The 19,931-nt window shown below is 43.1% G+C and carries 18 protein-coding genes and 1 pseudogene; 2 read left to right on the forward strand and 17 right to left on the reverse strand.

The features are described 5' to 3' along the window. Positions 1 to 50: 50 nt before the first annotated feature. The 6 genes from ACSLP7_RS01605 to ACSLP7_RS01630 all read right to left on the reverse strand — a co-directional run bounded on the left by ACSLP7_RS01605 (position 51) and on the right by ACSLP7_RS01630 (position 6,985). Entirely contained in the window at positions 51 to 623 is a 573-nt protein-coding gene (locus tag ACSLP7_RS01605) for a hypothetical protein (protein ID WP_435577688.1), read from the reverse strand. Between the two features lie 86 nt (positions 624 to 709). After that, positions 710 to 3,277: a phosphoenolpyruvate carboxylase gene (locus tag ACSLP7_RS01610; protein WP_435577689.1), complete on the reverse strand. Its 2,568-nt coding sequence runs from the start codon at positions 3,275 to 3,277 to the stop codon at positions 710 to 712. A gap of 101 nt (positions 3,278 to 3,378) precedes the next feature. After that, positions 3,379 to 3,591: a YgaP family membrane protein gene (locus ACSLP7_RS01615; RefSeq protein WP_291182321.1), complete on the reverse strand. Its 213-nt coding sequence runs from the start codon at positions 3,589 to 3,591 to the stop codon at positions 3,379 to 3,381. A 188-nt stretch (positions 3,592 to 3,779) separates the two neighbouring features. Further along, the gene (locus tag ACSLP7_RS01620; protein ID WP_435577690.1) at positions 3,780 to 5,294 is read right to left on the reverse strand and encodes a hypothetical protein; all 1,515 of its coding nucleotides are present in this window, start codon (positions 5,292 to 5,294) and stop codon (positions 3,780 to 3,782) included. Positions 5,295 to 5,306: 12 nt separating this feature from the next. After that, positions 5,307 to 6,041: a hypothetical protein gene (locus ACSLP7_RS01625; protein WP_435577691.1), complete on the reverse strand. Its 735-nt coding sequence runs from the start codon at positions 6,039 to 6,041 to the stop codon at positions 5,307 to 5,309. Next, on the reverse strand, positions 6,041 to 6,985 hold the full coding sequence (locus tag ACSLP7_RS01630) for an NAD(P)H-dependent flavin oxidoreductase (protein ID WP_435577692.1): 945 nt from the start codon (positions 6,983 to 6,985) through the stop codon (positions 6,041 to 6,043). Before ACSLP7_RS01630 ends, ACSLP7_RS01625 begins: the two co-directional genes overlap by 1 nt. A gap of 146 nt (positions 6,986 to 7,131) precedes the next feature. On the opposite strand from ACSLP7_RS01630, the gene ACSLP7_RS01635 reads away from it, so the two are divergent. Beyond that, entirely contained in the window at positions 7,132 to 8,175 is a 1,044-nt protein-coding gene (locus ACSLP7_RS01635) for a hypothetical protein (RefSeq protein WP_435577693.1), read from the forward strand. Here the strand turns inward: ACSLP7_RS01635 and mnmA are convergent. The 6 genes from mnmA to ACSLP7_RS01665 form a co-directional block, all read right to left on the reverse strand. Then, positions 8,165 to 9,340, reverse strand: coding sequence for a tRNA 2-thiouridine(34) synthase MnmA (mnmA, locus tag ACSLP7_RS01640; protein ID WP_435577694.1), 1,176 nt, complete (start codon positions 9,338 to 9,340; stop codon positions 8,165 to 8,167). The genes ACSLP7_RS01635 and mnmA overlap by 11 nt on opposite strands. A 45-nt stretch (positions 9,341 to 9,385) precedes the next feature. Next, complete coding sequence (locus ACSLP7_RS01645) at positions 9,386 to 10,075, reverse strand: toxin-antitoxin system YwqK family antitoxin (protein WP_435577695.1); 690 nt, start codon at positions 10,073 to 10,075, stop codon at positions 9,386 to 9,388. Between the two features lie 45 nt (positions 10,076 to 10,120). Next, complete coding sequence (gene yidC / locus ACSLP7_RS01650; protein WP_435577696.1) at positions 10,121 to 11,995, reverse strand: membrane protein insertase YidC; 1,875 nt, start codon at positions 11,993 to 11,995, stop codon at positions 10,121 to 10,123. A 78-nt stretch (positions 11,996 to 12,073) separates the two neighbouring features. Next, positions 12,074 to 13,708, reverse strand: coding sequence for a CTP synthase (locus ACSLP7_RS01655; RefSeq protein ID WP_435577697.1), 1,635 nt, complete (start codon positions 13,706 to 13,708; stop codon positions 12,074 to 12,076). A 110-nt stretch (positions 13,709 to 13,818) separates the two neighbouring features. Further along, entirely contained in the window at positions 13,819 to 14,532 is a 714-nt protein-coding gene (locus ACSLP7_RS01660; RefSeq protein ID WP_435577698.1) for a LytR/AlgR family response regulator transcription factor, read from the reverse strand. Then, entirely contained in the window at positions 14,519 to 15,592 is a 1,074-nt protein-coding gene (locus tag ACSLP7_RS01665) for a sensor histidine kinase (RefSeq protein WP_435577699.1), read from the reverse strand. Before ACSLP7_RS01665 ends, ACSLP7_RS01660 begins: the two co-directional genes overlap by 14 nt. Positions 15,593 to 15,800: 208 nt before the next feature. Between ACSLP7_RS01665 and ACSLP7_RS01670 the strand changes: the two genes are divergently transcribed. Continuing rightward, positions 15,801 to 16,163 carry a MotA/TolQ/ExbB proton channel family protein gene (locus tag ACSLP7_RS01670; RefSeq protein ID WP_435577700.1) on the forward strand — a complete coding sequence of 121 codons (363 nt, stop codon included), beginning with the start codon at positions 15,801 to 15,803 and terminating at the stop codon, positions 16,161 to 16,163. On the opposite strand, the gene ACSLP7_RS01675 is transcribed toward ACSLP7_RS01670, so the two are convergent. The 5 genes and pseudogenes from ACSLP7_RS01675 to ACSLP7_RS01695 form a co-directional block, all read right to left on the reverse strand. Further along, positions 16,160 to 16,384 carry a DUF3820 family protein gene (locus tag ACSLP7_RS01675; protein ID WP_435577701.1) on the reverse strand — a complete coding sequence of 75 codons (225 nt, stop codon included), beginning with the start codon at positions 16,382 to 16,384 and terminating at the stop codon, positions 16,160 to 16,162. The genes ACSLP7_RS01670 and ACSLP7_RS01675 overlap by 4 nt on opposite strands. Beyond that, positions 16,372 to 16,905 (reverse strand): DUF922 domain-containing protein, encoded by a 534-nt coding sequence (locus ACSLP7_RS01680; RefSeq protein WP_435577702.1) that lies wholly within the window; start codon positions 16,903 to 16,905, stop codon positions 16,372 to 16,374. Before ACSLP7_RS01680 ends, ACSLP7_RS01675 begins: the two co-directional genes overlap by 13 nt. Before the next feature lie 52 nt (positions 16,906 to 16,957). Next, positions 16,958 to 17,365: an OsmC family protein gene (locus ACSLP7_RS01685; RefSeq protein ID WP_435577703.1), complete on the reverse strand. Its 408-nt coding sequence runs from the start codon at positions 17,363 to 17,365 to the stop codon at positions 16,958 to 16,960. Next, the gene (locus ACSLP7_RS01690) at positions 17,362 to 19,299 is read right to left on the reverse strand and encodes a LysM peptidoglycan-binding domain-containing protein (protein ID WP_435577704.1); all 1,938 of its coding nucleotides are present in this window, start codon (positions 19,297 to 19,299) and stop codon (positions 17,362 to 17,364) included. Before ACSLP7_RS01690 ends, ACSLP7_RS01685 begins: the two co-directional genes overlap by 4 nt. Then, positions 19,299 to 19,931 (reverse strand): annotated as a pseudogene (locus ACSLP7_RS01695) (glutamine-hydrolyzing GMP synthase); the annotation flags it as partial. The pseudogene ACSLP7_RS01695 and the gene ACSLP7_RS01690, both read right to left, overlap by 1 nt.

The following is a 19,931-nucleotide window of genomic DNA, read 5'->3' on the forward strand; positions in this document are numbered from 1 at the left end:
GGCTGGCTTTTGACAGGATAAAAAAATGCTCTAAAATAGGTTACTACCTGCTAGAAACTCAATTTACGAACCGTGACCTCATTAAAGGACCAAGAACTTGCGGTATAAGTGAACTCGGGTTCTAAGTTTATGAGGAGCGTGCCAATTTTATTCTTGATCTCAGGGATCAAAATATCTACAGACTGATTTATGGGTGATATATTGATAAAGGTATTCGGTGCTTCATTAGAAGAGATCTTCCATTGACCGGGAAAGCCGGTTGACACACCAAAACTGATCGCGAAACCATCACCATAATTCAAGTTGACCATTTCAAGTTGGAGTGTTCCAGATTTGCCATTTGATCCGGTGAGGAACTCTATGTTAGGATTCTCAGGAAAAATATGAGAACAGTTGATTGCTCTGATAAGCCCCTTATCGGGAACTATCGTCTTGGCCGCCGTAAGTTTTAAATACGGCTTAATCAGAGTAGGGACCTTACCGGCAATTTCTCCGACTATGGATTTTAGTGTTTTAGAGGTTGTAATAAATTGATTCTTACCACTTGCTCTCTTATTTAAGGTGAGCGGCGTTAATTGAATTCCTTTAGTTGATACTTTTTTGGGGCGAGAGGGAGCTTTCATATCGAGTTGGTTTTTGCGTTAGAACCACCAAGATAACTCGTCATTCATCCACATTACAAGCACTTTAGGAGATTTCAGGGATTTTCCTATGCAGAATTACGAGCCGCATTGATGTTACCAAATAGCGATCGGGTAACCATCTTTTCAAAAACTGCCAATTCCTTTTCATCGGCTCCAGAAGCTCTGAGATTTTGTATTTCCCGCAGCGCAAACTGCTGAATAGTCAAGAGCGGTAAAACGATCTTTTCTCGCATACCTATGGAAGCTCTCATCACGGGAGCATCTTCCATGAGTTGCTTCATTCCTGTTAACTCAAGAAGCAGATCGCGTGTGCGCTCAAATTCCTCGTAAATCATTTTCCAAAAAGCACCAAATTCTGGATCTTCTTGCATATAGGCCGTTAACGGGAAGAAGGATTTAGACATACTCATCATCGCATTCTCTACCAAGGTTCTAAAGAAAACTGAGTTTTTGTAAAGAGATTCCGCTGCCTTCCATTGCCCCTCTTGTTTCATGGCCTCAAGAGCCGTTCCAAGCCCATAGAATCCAGGAACGTTTTGTTTGAGTTGACTCCAACTCCCTACAAACGGAATGGCGCGCAGGTCGCTAAAGACCAGCTCGGATTTTCCTCCTCGTTTAGAAGGACGGCTACCAATGTTGGTCTTAGCGTAGTACTTGAGCGTACTCATTCGTTCCAAATAGGGCAGAAAGCTCGGGTGGTTTTTAAACGCTTGATAGGCCTCGTAACTGCGCTGCCCCAATTGCTCCATGGTTTCTCTATCTGCCTCAGAGATCAAATTCTTGTCTGCAGCAAAGACCTCTCCGCTGATTCCAGAACTCAATAGCTGTTCTAGATTGTATTGGCAACTCTCTGGGGTACCAAAGTTTGAACTGATGGTCTGCCCTTGAATGGTCAATTCCACCACATTGTGTTCAATATTTGGGCCCAAAGAAGCATAGAATTGATGCGTTTTTCCACCTCCACGAGCTGGAGGTCCTCCGCGACCGTCAAAGAAAGAAACACTGATCCCGTGCTGTCTGGATACGCTCGTAATATTTTCCTTAGCACGATAAATAGACCAATTAGCCATCAGGTAACCTCCGTCTTTAGTACCGTCGCTAAAGCCCAGCATTACGGTTTGTTTCATGCCGCGACGCTTTAAATGCGCCAAATAATCAGGATGTTGGTAGAGCGTAGCCATGACCTCATCCGCCATAGCAAGATCATCAATGGTTTCAAAAAGGGGAACTACATCTACCGTTGGGGTTGCCCAATCACACATGAACAACATCGCAAAGGCTTCCATAACATTGAGCACTGAACCGTTGTTAGAAATAATATAACGACTGCATCCTACCTCGCCATTGGCTTTTTGGATGGTCTTCATGGCATAAATGGCACCGAGTGTTTTCTGAGCCATTTCGTCTTGGAGTTGCTCTGGATCCACCTGTGCTTGGATCTGTACGAGAGCCTCAATTTTTTGCGCATCGCTCAAAGCGGCATAATCCTCTGGCAACACTCCGCTAGTCTGGGTGGCAATAGCTTCTACAACCCGCGAATGCACTCTGGAATCCTGGCGAATATCCAAGCTTGCAAAATGACAGCCAAACAAACGCACCTTCCCGATAAAGGCATCAAGCTGATCTAAATAAAGACTTTGATGTTCTTCTATGAGAATAGCACGGATCGCATTGAGTTCACTGAGCAAATATTCAGGAGTCAGCGTGACTTGATCATGGGGTAAAAAGATATGATCGTAAAGGGCCTGCTGCAGTTCTGCCGTACGAGCATCTATCCCTTTAAAGGTCAACCTGCGTCTGAGCGCACGCATATCTCGGTAATAATTCTTGAAAAGTGTGCTGCGCAAGCGCTGCGCAACATCAAGAGTTGTTTGCGTGGTGACAAATGGATTTCCGTCTCTATCACCGCCAGGCCAAAATCCAACAGAAACAATGGGGTTGTCCAAAGTCTCCCCTTCAAAGATGTGGGTATTGATGTATTTGTAAATATTGGCTACTGAGGGGTAAAAGACATTCTCTAAGTACCAAATAAGACGTACGGCCTCCTCATAAGGTGTGGGTTTTTCTTTTTTAAAGAATGGGGTCTTGCCCAATTGTCCCAACAATTTTTGAATATCGTCTAAGGCATTATGCTCAATAGCCTTGGCCAAATCCGTAATGATACCTAAAACTTGCCCAGGATAGAACTGCGTAGGGTGTGCAGTTAGTACAGTGCGTACCTGAAAGCCTTTCATATATTCCTTTAAAGCTTCCGTGGCATAGGTTTGCTGGGCTTCTTCTTTAACACCTCTCAAGGTTCCGCGGCCGTCAAGGTTGTAAATCACAGGAAAGGCAGCATCCTCAATAGCGTCAAAAAGCACCACTTGCCGTTCAATATATTGAATGAATCTAAAAAGTAAATCCAGGCGTTGCTTGTCGTTAAGGTCTTCTGCATAGCGCGCAAAAAACGTCGCCACGATCTCGGTAGGGTTCTTTTTATGCGCATAACCCTGCTCACAGATCTTAGCGAAAAGTGGCAACAACACCCCAGTGTTGGTGATCAAATCAAAAGGTAGGGTGGTAAATATACTGTTGTAAACGTTGTAGCGCGATCTAACATAGGTGTCAAACCGCTCCATTTTGGTCTGTTGCATAAGCCGATATTTAACACTTAAAATTACGGAATTCTCAGCACAGCAACCCTATCTGCGCAGCAGCAACAAAGAAAGAATCTACGCGAACGTTTTCGTGAGACCTACTCGGTCTCTTTTACCTTACAGGTATTTAATCCAAACGGCAAGTAAAGTGGACAAAAGGCTACAAAGCTGGTAAGTAAAAATACCGCGGCTAGAACCATAACGGCTATACCTAAAGTTCCACTAACTACATCAAAATAATACAAGGCTACTGCAGCAGCTGCAAGAACAAAACGCAATAGACGATCAAGGCTTCCCATGTTTTTTTTCATGACGAGAGATTTTAGTTGTTGAAAAATTCAATCAGTACGGCCAAGAGGTAAAAGATGCCTAGGCAAATAGCGCATACCATTAACAGTTTGACCCACTTCTTATTCATCTGTGAAAAGTATTGATTTTGACCGTTTTGAAAAGTGACCTAAGTCACATTCGGGAAGAATCTACCAAAATAAACACGGTCCTATTCCAAAAACATAAAGCGACGCTTGGAGCGCGAATCGGAGATCATGATGAACTTACCATTGACATAGGCGCCATATCTGGGTAGGTAATAGTCGTCTTTGTTATCCTGGATCTTTTGCACTTTCTGAGTCCCACCTAAGGTATAAACGACACGGTATAGGGCCGAGCCCTCTAAGAAACCTTGCCTTAAGTTGGGGTCGCCATTCTTGGTAGTATCGTAATTCCTTCCTCCATTGACTAGGATATTCAGCTGATCATTTTCAATAAAAGCATTGTAAGCTCTTGGGGAAGATGCTACGCCTTTTTCAACATGATCTGCCCATACTACTTTACCGCTATTATCAATGTAAAACACTAAGAGGTCTGAATAGATTGTGCGAGTAGTAGAACCGGCCATACCGTTGACACCTCCACCGGACATGGTGACAATTATTTCTTTCAGCTCGGCCAAGACAAAATAACCTTTATCTGCTGCGGGTACTATATAATTAATATTAAACTCGCCTAAACCCTTGCTCTTCTTTTTCTTTCGATTACCACGTTCTGCTCCAAAAAAGGCCTCATAAACGCTTTGATCAAAGGTATAGACCAATTGCTCAGAGCGTGTAAAACTGTTTCTATCAAATACTGAGGTCTCAATTTGATTAACACCTCCGGTCTCTGCCTCTATGAACGTATTCATATAAATGGAAGTGTCCGTAGTAATGGGTTGGACTCCGTTGGGAAGCGGCTCATCAATCTCAATTTCCCTAGAGACGATTCCGTTTTCATCAATGACATCTAAAGTGACGACGTAGTAAGCGTTATCTGATTTTTTGGCTTGTAAGGATTCCGCGGTAAACTGACCGAAAACCTCTAATTGCCCTTGCTTGTTCAGCAGTACGTCCAAAATGACATAATTCCTGAGGTCTTGTCTTTGTAAATCCTGCGAGTAAAGCTTCTCCAAAGAATTGGCATCAAAGGTTATAAAGCTGTATTGGATCAAATCCTTACGCTTAAAGGTGGTTACTATACTGAAAGTGGCTTTCGCATCATCAATAATAAATTCTGAGTTCTTCTTGGTAGAAAACAGTCCCAATCGCTTATCTATTGGAGTCGCGACTAGTTCTTTCTTATCGAGTTTTTTGGTGTTGACATCATAGACATAGGCGTATAGCGTACTAAAACCACGACCGGCAAAGGAGTGGGTCAAAGCGATAACACGGTCGCCTAAAATATACTCTCCCAAATAGACTTCCTTCTGGCTCTTTTTGACCTTTTGATCATCTACCAGATTCATGGATGCATTGAAAAGATTAAATGAGATATAACTCTTTTGCGCACGAATTAAAACCGCTTTTTGACTGGAATGAAATTTTAAGGCCGTGATGCTATCTGCCTTCACTTTATCGTAATAAGGCCTAGTAGTGGTAGCCTTAAGGTTTTGAAACTCCTGCCCTCTTGCTTGCGTGGACAACATAATGATCACTAGTAGAAGAAGACTCTTTAAGTTTAGAATTCGCTTAAAATCCATTCGAGACAGAATTTATGATTGATGGGTTAGTTGATCATAATATCTTTTTAAAAGCAGATCTCCAAATCCGTATTGAGGTTCCTGTTGCATGAAGGCTCGAAAGACAGACGGAAAATCATTCAAAGCTGGATCTGCGATCAGTCTTTCAAGTACTTCTAAATAATGCTCTTCATAAAATTGCTGCAAGAAAGACGGCAAGTCCTTCAAACCAGGTATGGCTATAGATAACATCGTGGCAAGGGTATTGACCTTTTTCTTATCAGCTTTCCGCGCAGCCTTCCACAACTCTTGAATGGACGCCATTAGCAGGGCCGAGATGGGAATCGCATTCTGCTGAAGCGATTCAAGTTCCGAATTCTTCAATCCTGAAAAACCGTATTGATGCGGCTCTAGGGGCAACACCAAATAATACTCGCAACCTGAGCTGGTATCCATAAGTGAAGCGCAAAACCAAAAGTTGAACTGACAGAACAAATCCGCTTCAAACCAAAAATACACCTTGGATTGCTCTGGAATGTTCATCATCAATTCAAACTGAGGCAGTACTGCTTCTAAATAAAACGCACCTCCCGGATCATCATAAGATACATCTAAATACGCCATTCGGTTGGCAAAGAACGTCTCTGGATTCCTTCCCTGCAAAGGCCCGTCAATAAGGCATTCTCTACAGACTAAAAGATCTCCCGAAATCTCTTCTGGAAATCGTTCCAACAAAGCATCACCATTAAGTATGTGTACCGAACTCATTAGAACAACTGACTGATTTGTGACTTGGCCTTCTCGTACTCCGTGATCATTTCTGCAACGATCTGTCCAGCAGGTTTTATCTCGTGTATGAGGCCAGAAATCTGTCCGATCTCTAATTCTCCCTCTACCATATCGCCTTCAAACATGCCGCGCTTGGCGCGAGCGCGTCCTAACAGTTCCTTGAGTTCCTCTACGGTAGGTCCTGTTTTGTATAAGTCTTTTACGTCTTGATAGAATTTGTTCTTGAGCAGGCGTACCGGGGCCAGTTCTTTTAGCGTAAGCTCCGTATCACCTTCCTTGGCTGCCACGACAGCTTCTTTAAACAATTGATGCGCTGAAGATTCTTCGGAGGCTACAAAACGACTTCCGAGTTGCACGCCATCGGCTCCAAGAACCATTGCAGCCAACATGGCTTTACCAGTAGCGATCCCTCCAGCTGCGATGAGCGGGACCTTTAAATGCTCTTTGACCATAGGGATCAAAGTCAAGGTTGTAGTTTCCTCACGACCGTTATGCCCTCCAGCCTCAAAGCCTTCGGCAACCACAGCATCCACACCAGCGTCTTGAGCCTTAAGTGCAAATTTCACACTGCTGACCACATGAACCACGGTAATTCCTGCTTCCTTTAAACGGGCGGTATAGGTCTTAGGATTTCCGGCGGACGTAAAGACAATGGGAACCTTTTCTTCAATGATGATTCCAACGATCTCTTCAATATCGGGATATAACATGGGTACGTTCACTCCAAAAGGTAGGTCTGTGGCTTTCTTGCACTTCTGAATGTGTTCGCGCAGTACCTCAGGATACATACTCCCCGCTCCAAGAAGGCCTAAACCCCCAGCATTACTCACCGCACTGGCCAAACGCCAGCCACTGTTCCAGATCATTCCGCCTTGAATGAGTGGGTATTTAATTCCGAATAATGAAGTGATAGGATTGTTCATTTTCGCGTGATTTTTCTACTTAGAAAAATACAAATAATTGGGGGTTTTCCCTGTTGATTGAATTGGCTTTATGTAGCTATATTTCAAGGTTTTATAATTCACATTATCGTATTCCATAAACCGCAACCCTCTAAAAAGTCCAAACGATGAGTAAAAATGAAAAACGCAGTTCCATAATCGGCTCGATAAGCAATTGGATAAAACTGATGGCATTGATCGTACTCGTTGCAGAGGTGATCATCCTTTTGGCTATGTCACAGACCCCAGTGGATAGTAAATTATATGTGATCTATCCGATCATGATGTTTTTATTATTACTGATTGTGATTGGCGCTGTAATTTTTGATCGCACACAAGATAGACGCAGCAGTGTAGCCGCAATTAGTTCCAATAATCAAGAACTACAAATAGATCCAGATTCTGTGGCTACCGAGCAACTCACAGACGACAAGAATAAATACACGAACAGCCTGCTGGGCTATGAGTTCGACCTGCCTACCGGACAGCAGTGGCATGAACCTCGTCAACTAAATTATCATCAGTACTTTTCTGAGATCACGCTCCAAAATGATATTGATCAAGACGCCTTTAATAAGTCTATGATGACTTTCCACATATTGGGTCCAAGTTTTGTGAACGCAGATATCTTAAGTGTAATGCATGGGGAAACTGTAGTAATTGAAATGAATGAAAATAGCTCTACCCAAGAAGTGGAAAATCGTCTTCAAATTATCAAGAAATTAAGTGAATTGGAAGATGAGCCAATAAGCGACGAGGACTTACAAAACTTGCGCGTACAAGTCAATAAAACTAGCGATATCAGTCAAATTCAATTCAATTCTAAACTAGAAGTGTGGACCTTTCCGAGGGTAATCGATAATCAAGGGATCATTTTTGAATACAAGTTAGCCTCGTTCTTTCAACAATTCTTAACCCAAGGCACGGAGTTCATCGATTCCTTGATCGCTGAAGATGATTATATCCTCTGGACTACGGGAGATACACTGAAACACGTAAAAATCAAGGACAGTAACTTCGACAGCTTTAGAATTTCACGCTGGTATCGTTTGCATCGCAGCAAAAAGTTCATTTACCTAGTCTCGTTGCAATGGTCACCAGAGTTTGATCCAACCATGACCACTTGGGATAAGATCAAAGAGTCTTTTGAATCTTTTAAAATTAAGAAATAACGCCGCTTCCAAGCAGCTCCTCTTGATGATACCAGGCCACAAACTGACCTTCGGTAATTGCAGATTGCGCCTCTGCAAAAATAACATAGAGTCCGTGCTCAGTTTGATGCAAAGTGGCCTTTTGAAGCGGTTGACGATAGCGAATGCGTGCCATCACCTCTAGGCTTTGATCGGCCTGCAAACGCAAATCCTCGCGAACCCAATGCACTTCGGGTTGTTGTACAAACAAACCTTTGCGGAACAGTCCTGGATGGTCTTTCCCTTGCCCGGTATAAATGATGTTGTTGGTCACATCAGTATCAATGACAAAAAGCGGTTCTTTGGTTCCACCAACAGCCAATCCTTTGCGTTGCCCTTTGGTAAAATAATGCGCTCCTTGATGATTGCCCACTACCTTGCCGTCGGTAAGTTCATAGGCATGCTTTGCAACCAAAGCCTGCAAGGTATCTTCGGTTTTAGGCGCCGTTTCGTAGACTGGATGATCAGCTGGCACTTCCACAATTTGACCCTCTTTTGGCGCCAATTGTTGTTGTAAAAAGTCCGGCAAGCGCACTTTACCAATAAAGCATAAGCCTTGAGAATCGCGCTTCTCTGCGGTGATCAAATCTTGCTCGGCTGCAATTTTGCGCACCTCTGCTTTTTGAAGTTCTCCAACAGGGAAGAGCGTTTTAGCCAATTGCTCTTGAGATAGCTGACACAAGAAATAGGATTGATCCTTATTCGGATCTGCTCCAGAAAGCAAGGAGTAAACCTCTTGTCCGTCAATTACTTGCGTTCCTTTCCTGCAGTAATGACCCGTAGCGACATAGTCGGCACCGAGATCCATCGCGATCTTTAAAAAGACATCAAACTTGATCTCTCTATTGCAAAGCACATCCGGATTAGGCGTGCGGCCCATCTCATATTCGCGGAACATATAGTCTACAATACGCTCTTTGTATTGCTCACTCAGATCTACCGTTTGAAAAGGAATTCCCAGCTTATCGGCAACCAGCATTGCGTCGTTGGAATCTTCCAACCACGGACATTCATTAGAAATGGTCACACTATCGTCGTGCCAATTCTTCATAAAGATACCAATGACCTCATACCCCTGCTCTTTGAGCAAGTAGGCTGCTACACTGGAATCAACTCCACCACTAAGTCCTACGACAACGCGTTTCATCTCTAAAAATTCTGGAGTGCAAAAATACGAAAAATCGGCAGATAACTACTGCCCGTTGGGTTTAGGGAATCGTTCCTCTTTAACCAGCTTTCCTCCTTCAAAATACTGCCAAAGCCCGTGTTTAGCATCATTCTTATAGTTTCCGCTGATGATCAGGTTTCCTTTAGCGTCAAAGTACTTTACAGGACCATTGAGCATATCGTTGGCATAAGTAAAGAATTTAATCTCTACTCCGGCTGGCGAGTAATAACGGCTCTCACCTTCTCTCTTGCCTTGTTTGTATATCAAGGTTTCGGTTTTGTTGCCATTGGCGTAAAAGGTCGTCATTGGGCCTTCTAATTGATCGTTGACGTAGTTCTCTTCTGTCATGACCGTTTTACCATCTTTATGGAAATAGGTCCAAGTTCCGGTCTTCATCTTACCGCGCATTTGGCCTTGACTGATGGGTTTTCCGCCTTTGTCGTAATAAGTGAGCTGAGCCAGATCAGATCCCGCTTCAAACTCCTTGACCAGTGCGGGTTGGGATCCGCAGTCCTCACAATAGAACTTAAAGATTCCCACCTCTTTTCCATGTTCAAAGGTGCCTTGATAGCGCAGCTGTTTGCTGTTGGGAAAATACTTTTTCCAAGTGCCGTGGCGCTTGCCTGCTTCATCAAACTGATTGACGGCATCCTGACCCCAAAGGGAACCTGAAACTAATACTGCTAAGACAAAATAGATCGCTTTCATTCGCATGGAATCACTTTTTATAGCAAACGCAATATTGAACGATTTGTTATGCTATTTCTTCTTTCCGCGCTGTTGCTGTTGTGCCTCAGCCTGCTCCATCATTTCTGACATCTTGCGTTGGAAACGGTTTTGTTTCTTAGGCTTCTTTTTGTTTTCCTGAATCTTCGCGTGGATCTTATCCTCATCAATAATGTAATTCTTGATCACCAACATGATTCCAATAGTAATCAGGTTAGAGATGAAGTAATACAATGAAAGACCACTCGCATAATTGTTGAAGAATACCAACATGAATAGCGGCGAGATATACATGATAAATTTCATGTTAGGCATCCCAGGCTGCTGCTGTTGCATGGTCTGTCCCGTGGTCATGGTCATATAGAAAAAGATCGCAATTGACGCAAGGATCGGGAACAAACTGATGTGATCTCCATAAAGTGGAATGGAGAACGGCAGTTCGTAGATCGTATCATAGCTAGAAAGATCCTCTGCCCATAAGAAGCTCTTTTGACGCAGTGCAAAAGCCGACGGGAAAAACTGGAACAAGGCATAGAATACTGGCAATTGCAGCAAGGCCGGAATACAACCTGCCATTGGACTAGCACCTGCTTTACGGTATAAGGCCATAGTCTCTTGCTGACGCTTCATGGCGTTGTCCTTGTGCTTTTCATTGATCTCGGTGATCTCTGGACGCAACACCTTCATCTTTGCCTGAGACAAATAAGATTTATAAGTAACCGGACTCAATGCCAATCGAACCAAAATGGTCATCACAATGATCGAGATACCGTAAGGCAGGAATGATGATAGGAATCCAAAGAGCGGAATGAACAAATAGCGATTGATCCATCCAAAGATTCCCCAACCCAGTGGTACCACCTCATCTAGGTTGCGGTCATAGGCGTTTAATATCTTGTAATCGGTTGGTCCGTAGTACCAATCCATATCATAAGAGAGCTCTCCACCAGAGTAGGCTAAAGGCAATTCAGCCTTGAATTTCTTGGTGTAAAGCGTGTCAATATCTTCATCTTCTACCAAGTTCTCACTGACAAAACTCGCCGTTTTCCAAGGTTTGTCGGTCAATAAGATCGAAGTGAAAAAGTGCTGTTTAAAGGCTACATAGGTGACATCTATGGACTCGTCTGTAGTGCGTTGTTGTTGCCCAAGGTAATCGTCTTTACCGCCTTCATACTCCCAAATGAGCTCGGTATAACGGTTTTCATAGGCCACACTCTTTGCGCGACGGTAACCTGCCAATTCCCAGTGCAGCACCGCATCATTAGAAGTATCCATCACGTTGGAAAGTCCTTGAGTACGCACGGAGAAATCCATCATATAATCACCCGGTTTAAGCGTATAGCGATACTCCAAATACTGTGTAGGTGAAATTTTAAGCTTCATGGAAAGCACCTTGTTGTCGCCTTCCTGACTTACCGTTGGCTCAAAGAACAATTCCTTGGAATGCAAAGTTCTATTCTGATGGTTAAATACCAGATCCAAAGAAGCATTCCCATCTTTGATCAAATAAACCGGAACATCCTTGTAAGTAACAAACTCTTTGAGTCGCGCTTCTGTAATATAACCTCCTTGATTGCTGACCTTAAGCTCTAAAACATCGTTCTCAAAAACGGTAACCTTATCTGTTGCCGATGGCAATCCGGCAGAATAAGCAAAGGCACCCAAGGCGTTTTGAGCTACTGCAGTTGCTGCAGAATCCGCCGGGTTAGCCACAATGGCTTCTTGGGTATTTGAGAGGTCAAGGGTAGGCTGACCGGTTTCTTCTTCCTCTTGATCTATTTGCTCTTGTTTAGCACGCTCCTGCAATTCTTCTTCAGTTGGCGCATTTTGATAGAGCATATAAATAATGATGATCCCTATCAGGATAAAACCGATCAACGAGTTTAAGTCAAACTTCTTTTCTTCCATATGGTGTCTCCCAATTTGGGATGTTTAATTAGTTTTTGGTCGTCTGTGGTATAGCAATTACTTAGCCGTAAGCGGCATTTATGCCATACTGACATCTTTTTTAGCTGAAGCATATCTGTAAGCAGCAGCTACAAAGGCAACAAACAAAGGATGCGGATTTGCCACTGTACTCTTGTATTCTGGGTGGTACTGTACTCCTACGTACCACGGATGCGTTGGCAATTCCACGATCTCTACCAAGCCAGTATCCGGATTCAGTCCAGTTGCCTTTAGCCCAGCATCTTCAAGGGCTTGACGGTAATTATCGTTGTATTCATATCGGTGTCTGTGACGCTCTTCTATCAAAGAATCGCCGTAAACTCCATGCGCAATACTGTCCGGAATCAATTCACATTTCCATGACCCTAAACGCATGGTACCGCCCATATCTGTTATGCTTTTTTGAGCTTCCATCAGGTCAATGACCGGATGCGCTGTGTCAGGATTCATTTCTGTAGAATTGGCACCTTCTAATTTCAGTACGTTTCTGGCGTATTCAATTACGGCCATCTGCATCCCCAAACAAATTCCTAAGAACGGAATGCCATTCTCACGAGCCAGGCGAACGGCTTCTATCTTCCCTTCAATTCCGCGCTCTCCAAATCCTGGAGCCACAAGGATACCGTCTAAGTTTTCAATCTTTGCGGCAACGTTTTCTGTGGTAATATGTTCTGAATGAATGGAATGTACTTTCACCTTCAGTTCATTGGCAGCTCCGGCATGAATAAAAGATTCCAAAATAGATTTATAAGAATCTTGCAATTCCACATACTTTCCAATAAGACCAATATGTACGGTGTCTTTTGGGTTTTTGTGTCTGCTCAAGAATTCGTTCCAACGTTCCAAGTTTGGAGCGCCGGGAGCATCTAAGTTTAATTTTTTCAGAGCGACGCGATCCAAGCCTTCTTCTAACATCAGGTTGGGAACGTCATAAATAGTAGAAGCATCAATGGATTGAATGACCGCTTCAGTCTCCACATTACAGAACAAAGCAAGTTTACGCTTGAGATCTTCTGAAAGCTCGTGTTCTGTGCGACATACTAAGATATCCGCTTGGATACCACTTTCCATCAAGGTCTTTACAGAATGCTGTGTAGGCTTAGTCTTCAACTCCCCTGCCGCAGACAGATAGGGAATCAAGGTTAAGTGAACCACCAAGGTGTTTTCTTTCCCTAAGTCCCACTTTAATTGACGCACGGATTCAATATAGGGTAAAGATTCAATATCACCCACGGTTCCACCGATCTCTGTGATCACAATATCGTAATTGCCAGATTTACCCAACATCTGAACACGCTCCTTGATCTCATTAGTGATGTGCGGAATAACCTGCACGGTTTTCCCAAGGAATTCCCCTTTGCGTTCCTTCTGGATTACGCTTTGATAAATACGACCTGTAGTCACATTATTATCCTGTGAGGTCGGTACGTTCAAAAAGCGCTCGTAATGGCCAAGATCAAGATCAGTTTCGGCACCATCATCAGTCACATAACACTCCCCGTGTTCATACGGATTTAGTGTACCAGGATCTACATTGATGTAGGGATCCAACTTTTGAATGGTGACTCGAAATCCTCTGGCTTGTAGTAATTTAGCCAAAGATGCTGCAATGATTCCTTTGCCTAATGAGGATGAAACTCCGCCCGTAACGAAGATATATTTGGTGGTGTCCATGTTTGTGGTGGGTATAACAACTCTACGGGATGTAAAGGTAAGATTTTATTCCCAATCCCAAGGAGTTTTTTACGCTTTCTCCCACTGCGGATTTTAAGCTGCTAAAGCACTTAAATGGATTGCAGTTTCTCTAAGGTTTGCTCCTTGTAACTTCTGCTGATGGGAATGGATTTGCGGCCGATGGTGATTTGTTCATGCGTATAGGAATCGATATGCCTGATATTCACTAAAAACGACCGATGACATCTCAAAAAATCACGCTCAGGCAATTGCTGCTGCAACTGAGCCATAGTTTCACGAGTGACTAAGGCCTGTTCCGTGGTGTGAATCTTCAAATAATCTTGAATACTCTCCACATATTTAATTTCATCCAGCGCTACTTTGATCATTTTTCGATCCGCACGCACAAAAATAAATTCTCGTTTAGATTCCGAAGAAACCTCTGAGCTTGATGTAGGTTCTTGAGCCTGTTTACCGATAAAGCGATAGGCTGCCATTAAAAATCGATCTAATGAAATCGGCTTTAACAAATAGTCTACGGCCATTAGCTCAAAGCCCTCAACGGCATACTCGCGATGCGCCGTAGTAAAGATCACTTTAACACCTTCAGGGATACTCTTGGCCAATTCCACTCCAGAGATACCTGGCATTTGAATGTCCAAAAAAAGTAGATCTATTTGATGTTTATTGACCAGCTGCAGCGCTTCAACACCATTCTTACAACAACCTACCAACTCACAATCTGGTAAATGTTCCATATAGTGTTCCAAAAGCTCTCGAGCCTCGGGTTCGTCATCTACTATTACAACCTTATACTTCTTCATTGCTTGTGTTTTGAGGATCTTCAATATGAAGTTCAGCGGTGTACACTCCTTCATTATAGCTCGTTTCCAATTGGTGTCGCTTCGGATACAGCAGCTGCAAACGCTTGCGCAAATTATTGAGGCCAATACCGCCCTCAGAATTGGCCGTTGGTATTTCAGCAGTATTGATCACTTGAAATCGAAGTTCATCCCCTTCCATGCTACAAGACATTTTGATCTGGAGTTTATCATCCTTCATCACTCCGTGTTTAAAAGCATTTTCTACCAAGGGTAAAAGCAACATTGGTGGTAAGGAAATTGGAGTTTTTGGAGCGTGATAATCAACGTCCACCACTAAGGTATCACGGAATCGAACCTTTTCCAAGTCAACATAATCTTTTAAATGAGCAATCTCACTTTCCAAGCTTGTCAAGGGTTTACTGGCCTGATAGAGCAGATAATCCAACAAATTGGAAAGTTTTAGGATCACCTCTGGAGTGTTCTCCATCCGACGCACAGAAAGGCTATAAATGGTATTTAAAGAGTTGAACAAAAAATGTGGATGAATCTGTTTTTTTAAATAGTTCAATTCTTGATCCTTGACATACAACTCTCTTTGCAACATATCTTTTTCCAAGGCTTGAGCTTTGTTCAAGCTCCTATAGCCGAGCTGCATGATACGCACGGCACTGACCGCGCCAACCACCAAATACACCAAGGCCAAAACAAACCAAAAGTTACGACTCAAGGGAGGGACATTGTCCATATCTACGTCAGACAAGATGATAAAACAACCAAAAATACTGAGCATGATGGCATAGCTGGATATGATCAAAGTATAGATGAGATACAGCGCAAAAAGCCCATACTTTTTAACCACTAAGTACTTTGGCATCAAATAACTAGTAACCAAATAGGTAGTAATCATGGTCACAGGCATCAGACAAATACTGAACCAAAAGGCGTAATCCTTGTTGTTACTACTATAGCTAAAGAAGTACATAAAATAGAACCAAACCCCTAACCAGAAAAGGGTTTGTAACAGTATCCGCTTAGCGAAACGATTGGCGATCTTGCCCATGAGGGCAAGTTCTGTAAAAAGTTTTTAATTCCATATTTTTAGCGATGATTTACCGAATTGAGCTTCTAATTAACAGCTTTGAGGCCTTAAACCAAACAGGGCGTTTCTCCGGTTAAAAGAGGAGCAAATCAAGGCGGTAATCGCAATTAGCAAAATGATGAGCTCGCTACAATTAGTTTTGGAGGAGTTCAATTAAAAAACAACAATTATGTTCAAAATCATTTCAGAAGGCGGTTATTTCTTTATGGTACCGTTGGCCATTTTGTTAATTGCAGTGATCATTTTAGGTATTCGCGGTAATATCAGTCAAAGCAACAGTCAAAAATCCAAAAATCTACTGCAGTCTTTAGGGCTCTTTGCTTTGGTTTGGGGAATTTTAGGTCAAGTTTTAGGACTGATCGAGGCCTTAGACACCATTGAATTCATTGATGGCGTTACTATGAATATCGTAGCCGGCGGTCTTAAGCGTACCTTCCTGCCTACCTTTTTAGGAGCTATTGTATTCCTTTTTGCACGTTTTGGAATAATTATTATACAGTGGCGTGAGCAGGAAGCAATTGCCGAAAACTAGCGTATAAACTTCCGCACCAAAGACTCTAGGCCGTTAATTTTAAGTTCGTGGACTTCCTCTAGATAACGCCCCAATTTTCCTGCAGGAAATCCTTTTTGACGAAACCAAACCAAATAGGCCTCCGGCAGATCGATCAAATACCGATCCTTGTATTTTCCAAAGGGCATCTTGTAGTTGGCTAATGCTACCAGGTGCTCTTTTTGCGGATCTACTCTTTCCAAGCTACAGATTGTTTTAGCAGTTCTTGAACACGAGTCACCCACGCAGCTTCTTGGTCACGGATCACGGAATGATCCGTTTCCAGATCATATCGGGATTGCATTTCACGACGTTCCCGTTCTACTTGATCATAGAGCGCGTCTAGCTCGTCTTTAATGTTTGAGGAAAAACTAAACTCCGCAATGCGCTTGCGCAACATGCGTGCGTGTAATTCGGTAATGTCAAAATGGGTTTGTTCGTGTTGCAATACTCTTGGGCTTACGCGTTGTGGATCATACCAAGAGTTCTGCGGATAGAAATAAGCCGCAACTTCAAAGGTGAATTCATCAGTTGGCACTCCGTTGATGGTTTTAAATCCATAAGAGAATGACAAACCAGAACTGGTACTAGCCACAAAGGTGTTGCCCATTTTAGGTGTCCCTTTAAAATCACTCCAAGAAAGTTTATAGGATTCACTCCAAGCAATACGCTCTTCTGCAGTATCCGCAGCAACAAAAAGCAATAAACAAAGACTGATTGACAAAAATCTAAGCATACTTCAATAACGCGGAGCAGCTCTCATTATTGAGTTCTTCTTAAAGGTCCCAATTAAAATTCACCACTTTACGGATGTCTGGATGCAAGCTGTAATGCACGGGACAGGTCTCTCCGGTACGTTGCAAGATGGTTTTGGCCTTGTCGTCCAAATCAGCAGGTAAATGAAGTTCTACATGAATTTCAGAGATACGACGCGGGTCACTGGCCATTACCTTGGTAACCTCAGCATAACTGCCTTCCATATTGACCTCCATTTGATTGGCTTTAATACCCATAACGGTGAGCATACAATTTGCCAAGCCTGTCGCAACAGTATCTGTAGGCGAAAAGGCCTCGCCCTTGCCGTGATTGTCTACAGGAGCATCGGTAAAATATTCTCCGCCTGATTTTATGTGCTGATTTTGGGTTCTCAAACCACCCAAATAGGTCACTTTAGCTGTGCTCATTCTACTTCGATAAGTTTTAGGTCCTCTCCGTACATCATGATATAACCAGCGTTGTTGGCATATCCGCTTCCGCTGCGAACATAATAGAACTTGTTGCCTACGTATTGCGTCTCTCCATTCAAGTCAATAGCGTCGTAAAGGGATTCTGCCATGCCTAATCGCAATAAACAATCGTAGGTCACGTCAAATCCACGAATAGCAAAACGGTTTGGATATACTCCGTATTTGTTTTTATAACTGGTTACAAAAGCCTCAGGATTGTCATAGTCAAAACTGCGATAAACAGAAGGATAAGTAAACTTCAAACGGGCCAAATTTGAGTTTTGAATATCTTCAAACTCATAGGCATCGGATTTATCCAAAGTAAACAAACGCACCGTCTTGTCAGGCGGAAGTCCGTTGAGTAGACCAATCACATTACTGACCAGTACTGGATTATCCGAAGCTAAGATTACCCAATTGTCTGCAATTGGATCCAGCTGATTTTGGATATCCACCACATAAAGGAATTGCTCCTCACGCGGATCAAGCACCTTGGCGTTTGGAAACGCATTGCGCAGCATATTCTTTTCTCGTGCCTTTTTAGCATCTGCGATGATGATCATATTTTTCCCAGCGCTATTGGCTTGTAGGTACTCCATCATTCGCGCTTCTAAGAAAGCGTCAGAGGGTACCGTATTGAAAAAATTACGGCCGCCGTTGGCTTGTTGATTACTCAAAGGAGAAAGCACGGGCACATCTGCTCTGCGAAGCGCATTACTAGCACTCGTTGCGTTCTTTTGGAAAAGCGGGCCAATTACAGCATCTACTTCATCAAAATTCCCTTGCGAGATCAATTGATTGACCTTGGACGATTTGCCCTCCGTATCGAGTATTTGCAAATCCACAGAAAGTCCTTTGTCCTTGGCAAAATCCGCAGCCATTAAAACTCCGCTGTAAAAATCTAGAGCGATATTCAAGGTACGACTGTTGATAAGCAAATCTTCATTAGCTTCTACAGAGTCTCTCGAGACTTTGGTCAAGTTAAAAGGCAACATGACCACCAACTTTTTGGTATCGTAATTGGAGATCTGATATTCCAGATTGACTAAGTTGGCACTGGCCTCCGTACCAGCATCACCCATTTTTGGCAATTTGAGGATCATCCCAGCTTTTAGGCCATCCTTGGCATATGGATTCAAGGCAACGATCTCATCTTCTGTCAATCCGAACTTCACCTTTAAACGGTAAAACCCTTCTTTGGGTTGTACCTCGTAAAAGTCATAGAGGGAATCGTCTACCGTTGCATCAGCGACCACTTCATTTTGCGGCACTTTTAATACGGCTCCCATTTGTAAGGTGTCACCGATCTGCGGATTTAAAGCTTCTAACTCTGCAATACTGATTCCGTACTTGCGAGCGATACCGTATTTGGTTTCCTTAGGCAAGACCGTATGAACTTTGGTCGTATCCTTAACGGTAGTATTGTCCGGTAGGTTTCCTGTATTTCCAGTATTGCCCGTATTGGTATCCGTTGTGACCACAACTGTACGTGTAAGTACAGGAATCATGATCTTATCGCCTTTTCGAAGCTCTTCAGAATAAAGGCGCTTGTTGTACTTTTTAATGTCGTCTACCGTGACTGCATATTTCTTCGCAATGCTAAAGAGAGTCTCTTTGCGCTTTACGCGGTGTCTTTTAAAATCGACAACTTGTTCGCTGTAATTCGTTTGATCTGATTCTGATGGAATGATCAAAATATTGTTCTCCTGAATGCCTTGACGCGCATCTGGATTCAAGCGATAAATAGCTTCCTCGGTCACTCCGTATTGCTTGGCAATACTGTAAACCGTTTCTCCTTGTTTTACGTTGTGACTTTTGTAACTGGTCTGTGCTGCAGCTGCAGTAGTGAGGGCTACAAAGAACAGCAAAAATCCAATTTTAATTCCTTTCATTATTCCCATTCAATAGTTGCTGGCGGTTTAGAACTGATGTCATACACTACTCTATTAACGCCTTTCACTCGATTTATTATGCTGTTGGAAGTTTCCTGCAGGAAGTCATGTGGTAAATCCACCCAATCGGCAGTCATTCCGTCTGTAGATTCTACAGCGCGCAATGCGACTACCTGTTCATAGGTGCGTTCATCCCCCATTACACCAACAGATTGTATCGGCAATAGAATTGCTCCTGCTTGCCATACCTTATCGTAGAGACCCCATTTTTTCAAACCGTCGATAAAGATGTGATCTACTTCTTGTAAGATACGTACTTTTTCTGAGGTGATGTCGCCCAGAATACGGATCCCCAAACCAGGTCCCGGGAACGGGTGACGCCCCAAGATGTCTGGAGAGATCTCTAATTGAGATCCTACCCGACGTACTTCATCTTTAAACAACATGCGCAATGGCTCTACCACTTTTAATTTCATAAAGTCCGGCAAACCACCCACGTTGTGGTGTGACTTGATGGTCACAGAAGGACCGTTTACTGATACGCTTTCAATAACGTCTGGATAAATGGTTCCTTGTCCCAGCCAATTAACGCCTTCTACTTGATTGGCCTCATCGTCAAAAACTTCGATGAA

It is taken from the genome of Gilvibacter sp., from assembly GCF_965601605.1.
GTDB lineage: Bacteria > Bacteroidota > Bacteroidia > Flavobacteriales > Flavobacteriaceae > Gilvibacter.

Bases quoted from the DNA above. Each gene is read 5' to 3' on its own strand.
- ACSLP7_RS01605 (WP_435577688.1), bottom strand. From the start codon at position 623: ATGAAAGCTCCCTCTCGCCCCAAAAAAGTATCAACTAAAGGAATTCAA.
- ACSLP7_RS01610 (WP_435577689.1), bottom strand. From the start codon at position 3,277: ATGCAACAGACCAAAATGGAGCGGTTTGACACCTATGTTAGATCGCGC.
- ACSLP7_RS01615 (WP_291182321.1), bottom strand. From the start codon at position 3,591: ATGAAAAAAAACATGGGAAGCCTTGATCGTCTATTGCGTTTTGTTCTT.
- ACSLP7_RS01620 (WP_435577690.1), bottom strand. From the start codon at position 5,294: ATGGATTTTAAGCGAATTCTAAACTTAAAGAGTCTTCTTCTACTAGTG.
- ACSLP7_RS01625 (WP_435577691.1), bottom strand. From the start codon at position 6,041: ATGAGTTCGGTACACATACTTAATGGTGATGCTTTGTTGGAACGATTT.
- ACSLP7_RS01630 (WP_435577692.1), bottom strand. From the start codon at position 6,985: ATGAACAATCCTATCACTTCATTATTCGGAATTAAATACCCACTCATT.
- ACSLP7_RS01635 (WP_435577693.1), top strand. From the start codon at position 7,132: ATGAGTAAAAATGAAAAACGCAGTTCCATAATCGGCTCGATAAGCAAT.
- mnmA (WP_435577694.1), bottom strand. From the start codon at position 9,340: ATGAAACGCGTTGTCGTAGGACTTAGTGGTGGAGTTGATTCCAGTGTA.
- ACSLP7_RS01645 (WP_435577695.1), bottom strand. From the start codon at position 10,075: ATGCGAATGAAAGCGATCTATTTTGTCTTAGCAGTATTAGTTTCAGGT.
- yidC (WP_435577696.1), bottom strand. From the start codon at position 11,995: ATGGAAGAAAAGAAGTTTGACTTAAACTCGTTGATCGGTTTTATCCTG.
- ACSLP7_RS01655 (WP_435577697.1), bottom strand. From the start codon at position 13,708: ATGGACACCACCAAATATATCTTCGTTACGGGCGGAGTTTCATCCTCA.
- ACSLP7_RS01660 (WP_435577698.1), bottom strand. From the start codon at position 14,532: ATGAAGAAGTATAAGGTTGTAATAGTAGATGACGAACCCGAGGCTCGA.
- ACSLP7_RS01665 (WP_435577699.1), bottom strand. From the start codon at position 15,592: ATGGGCAAGATCGCCAATCGTTTCGCTAAGCGGATACTGTTACAAACC.
- ACSLP7_RS01670 (WP_435577700.1), top strand. From the start codon at position 15,801: ATGTTCAAAATCATTTCAGAAGGCGGTTATTTCTTTATGGTACCGTTG.
- ACSLP7_RS01685 (WP_435577703.1), bottom strand. From the start codon at position 17,365: ATGAGCACAGCTAAAGTGACCTATTTGGGTGGTTTGAGAACCCAAAAT.
- ACSLP7_RS01690 (WP_435577704.1), bottom strand. From the start codon at position 19,299: ATGAAAGGAATTAAAATTGGATTTTTGCTGTTCTTTGTAGCCCTCACT.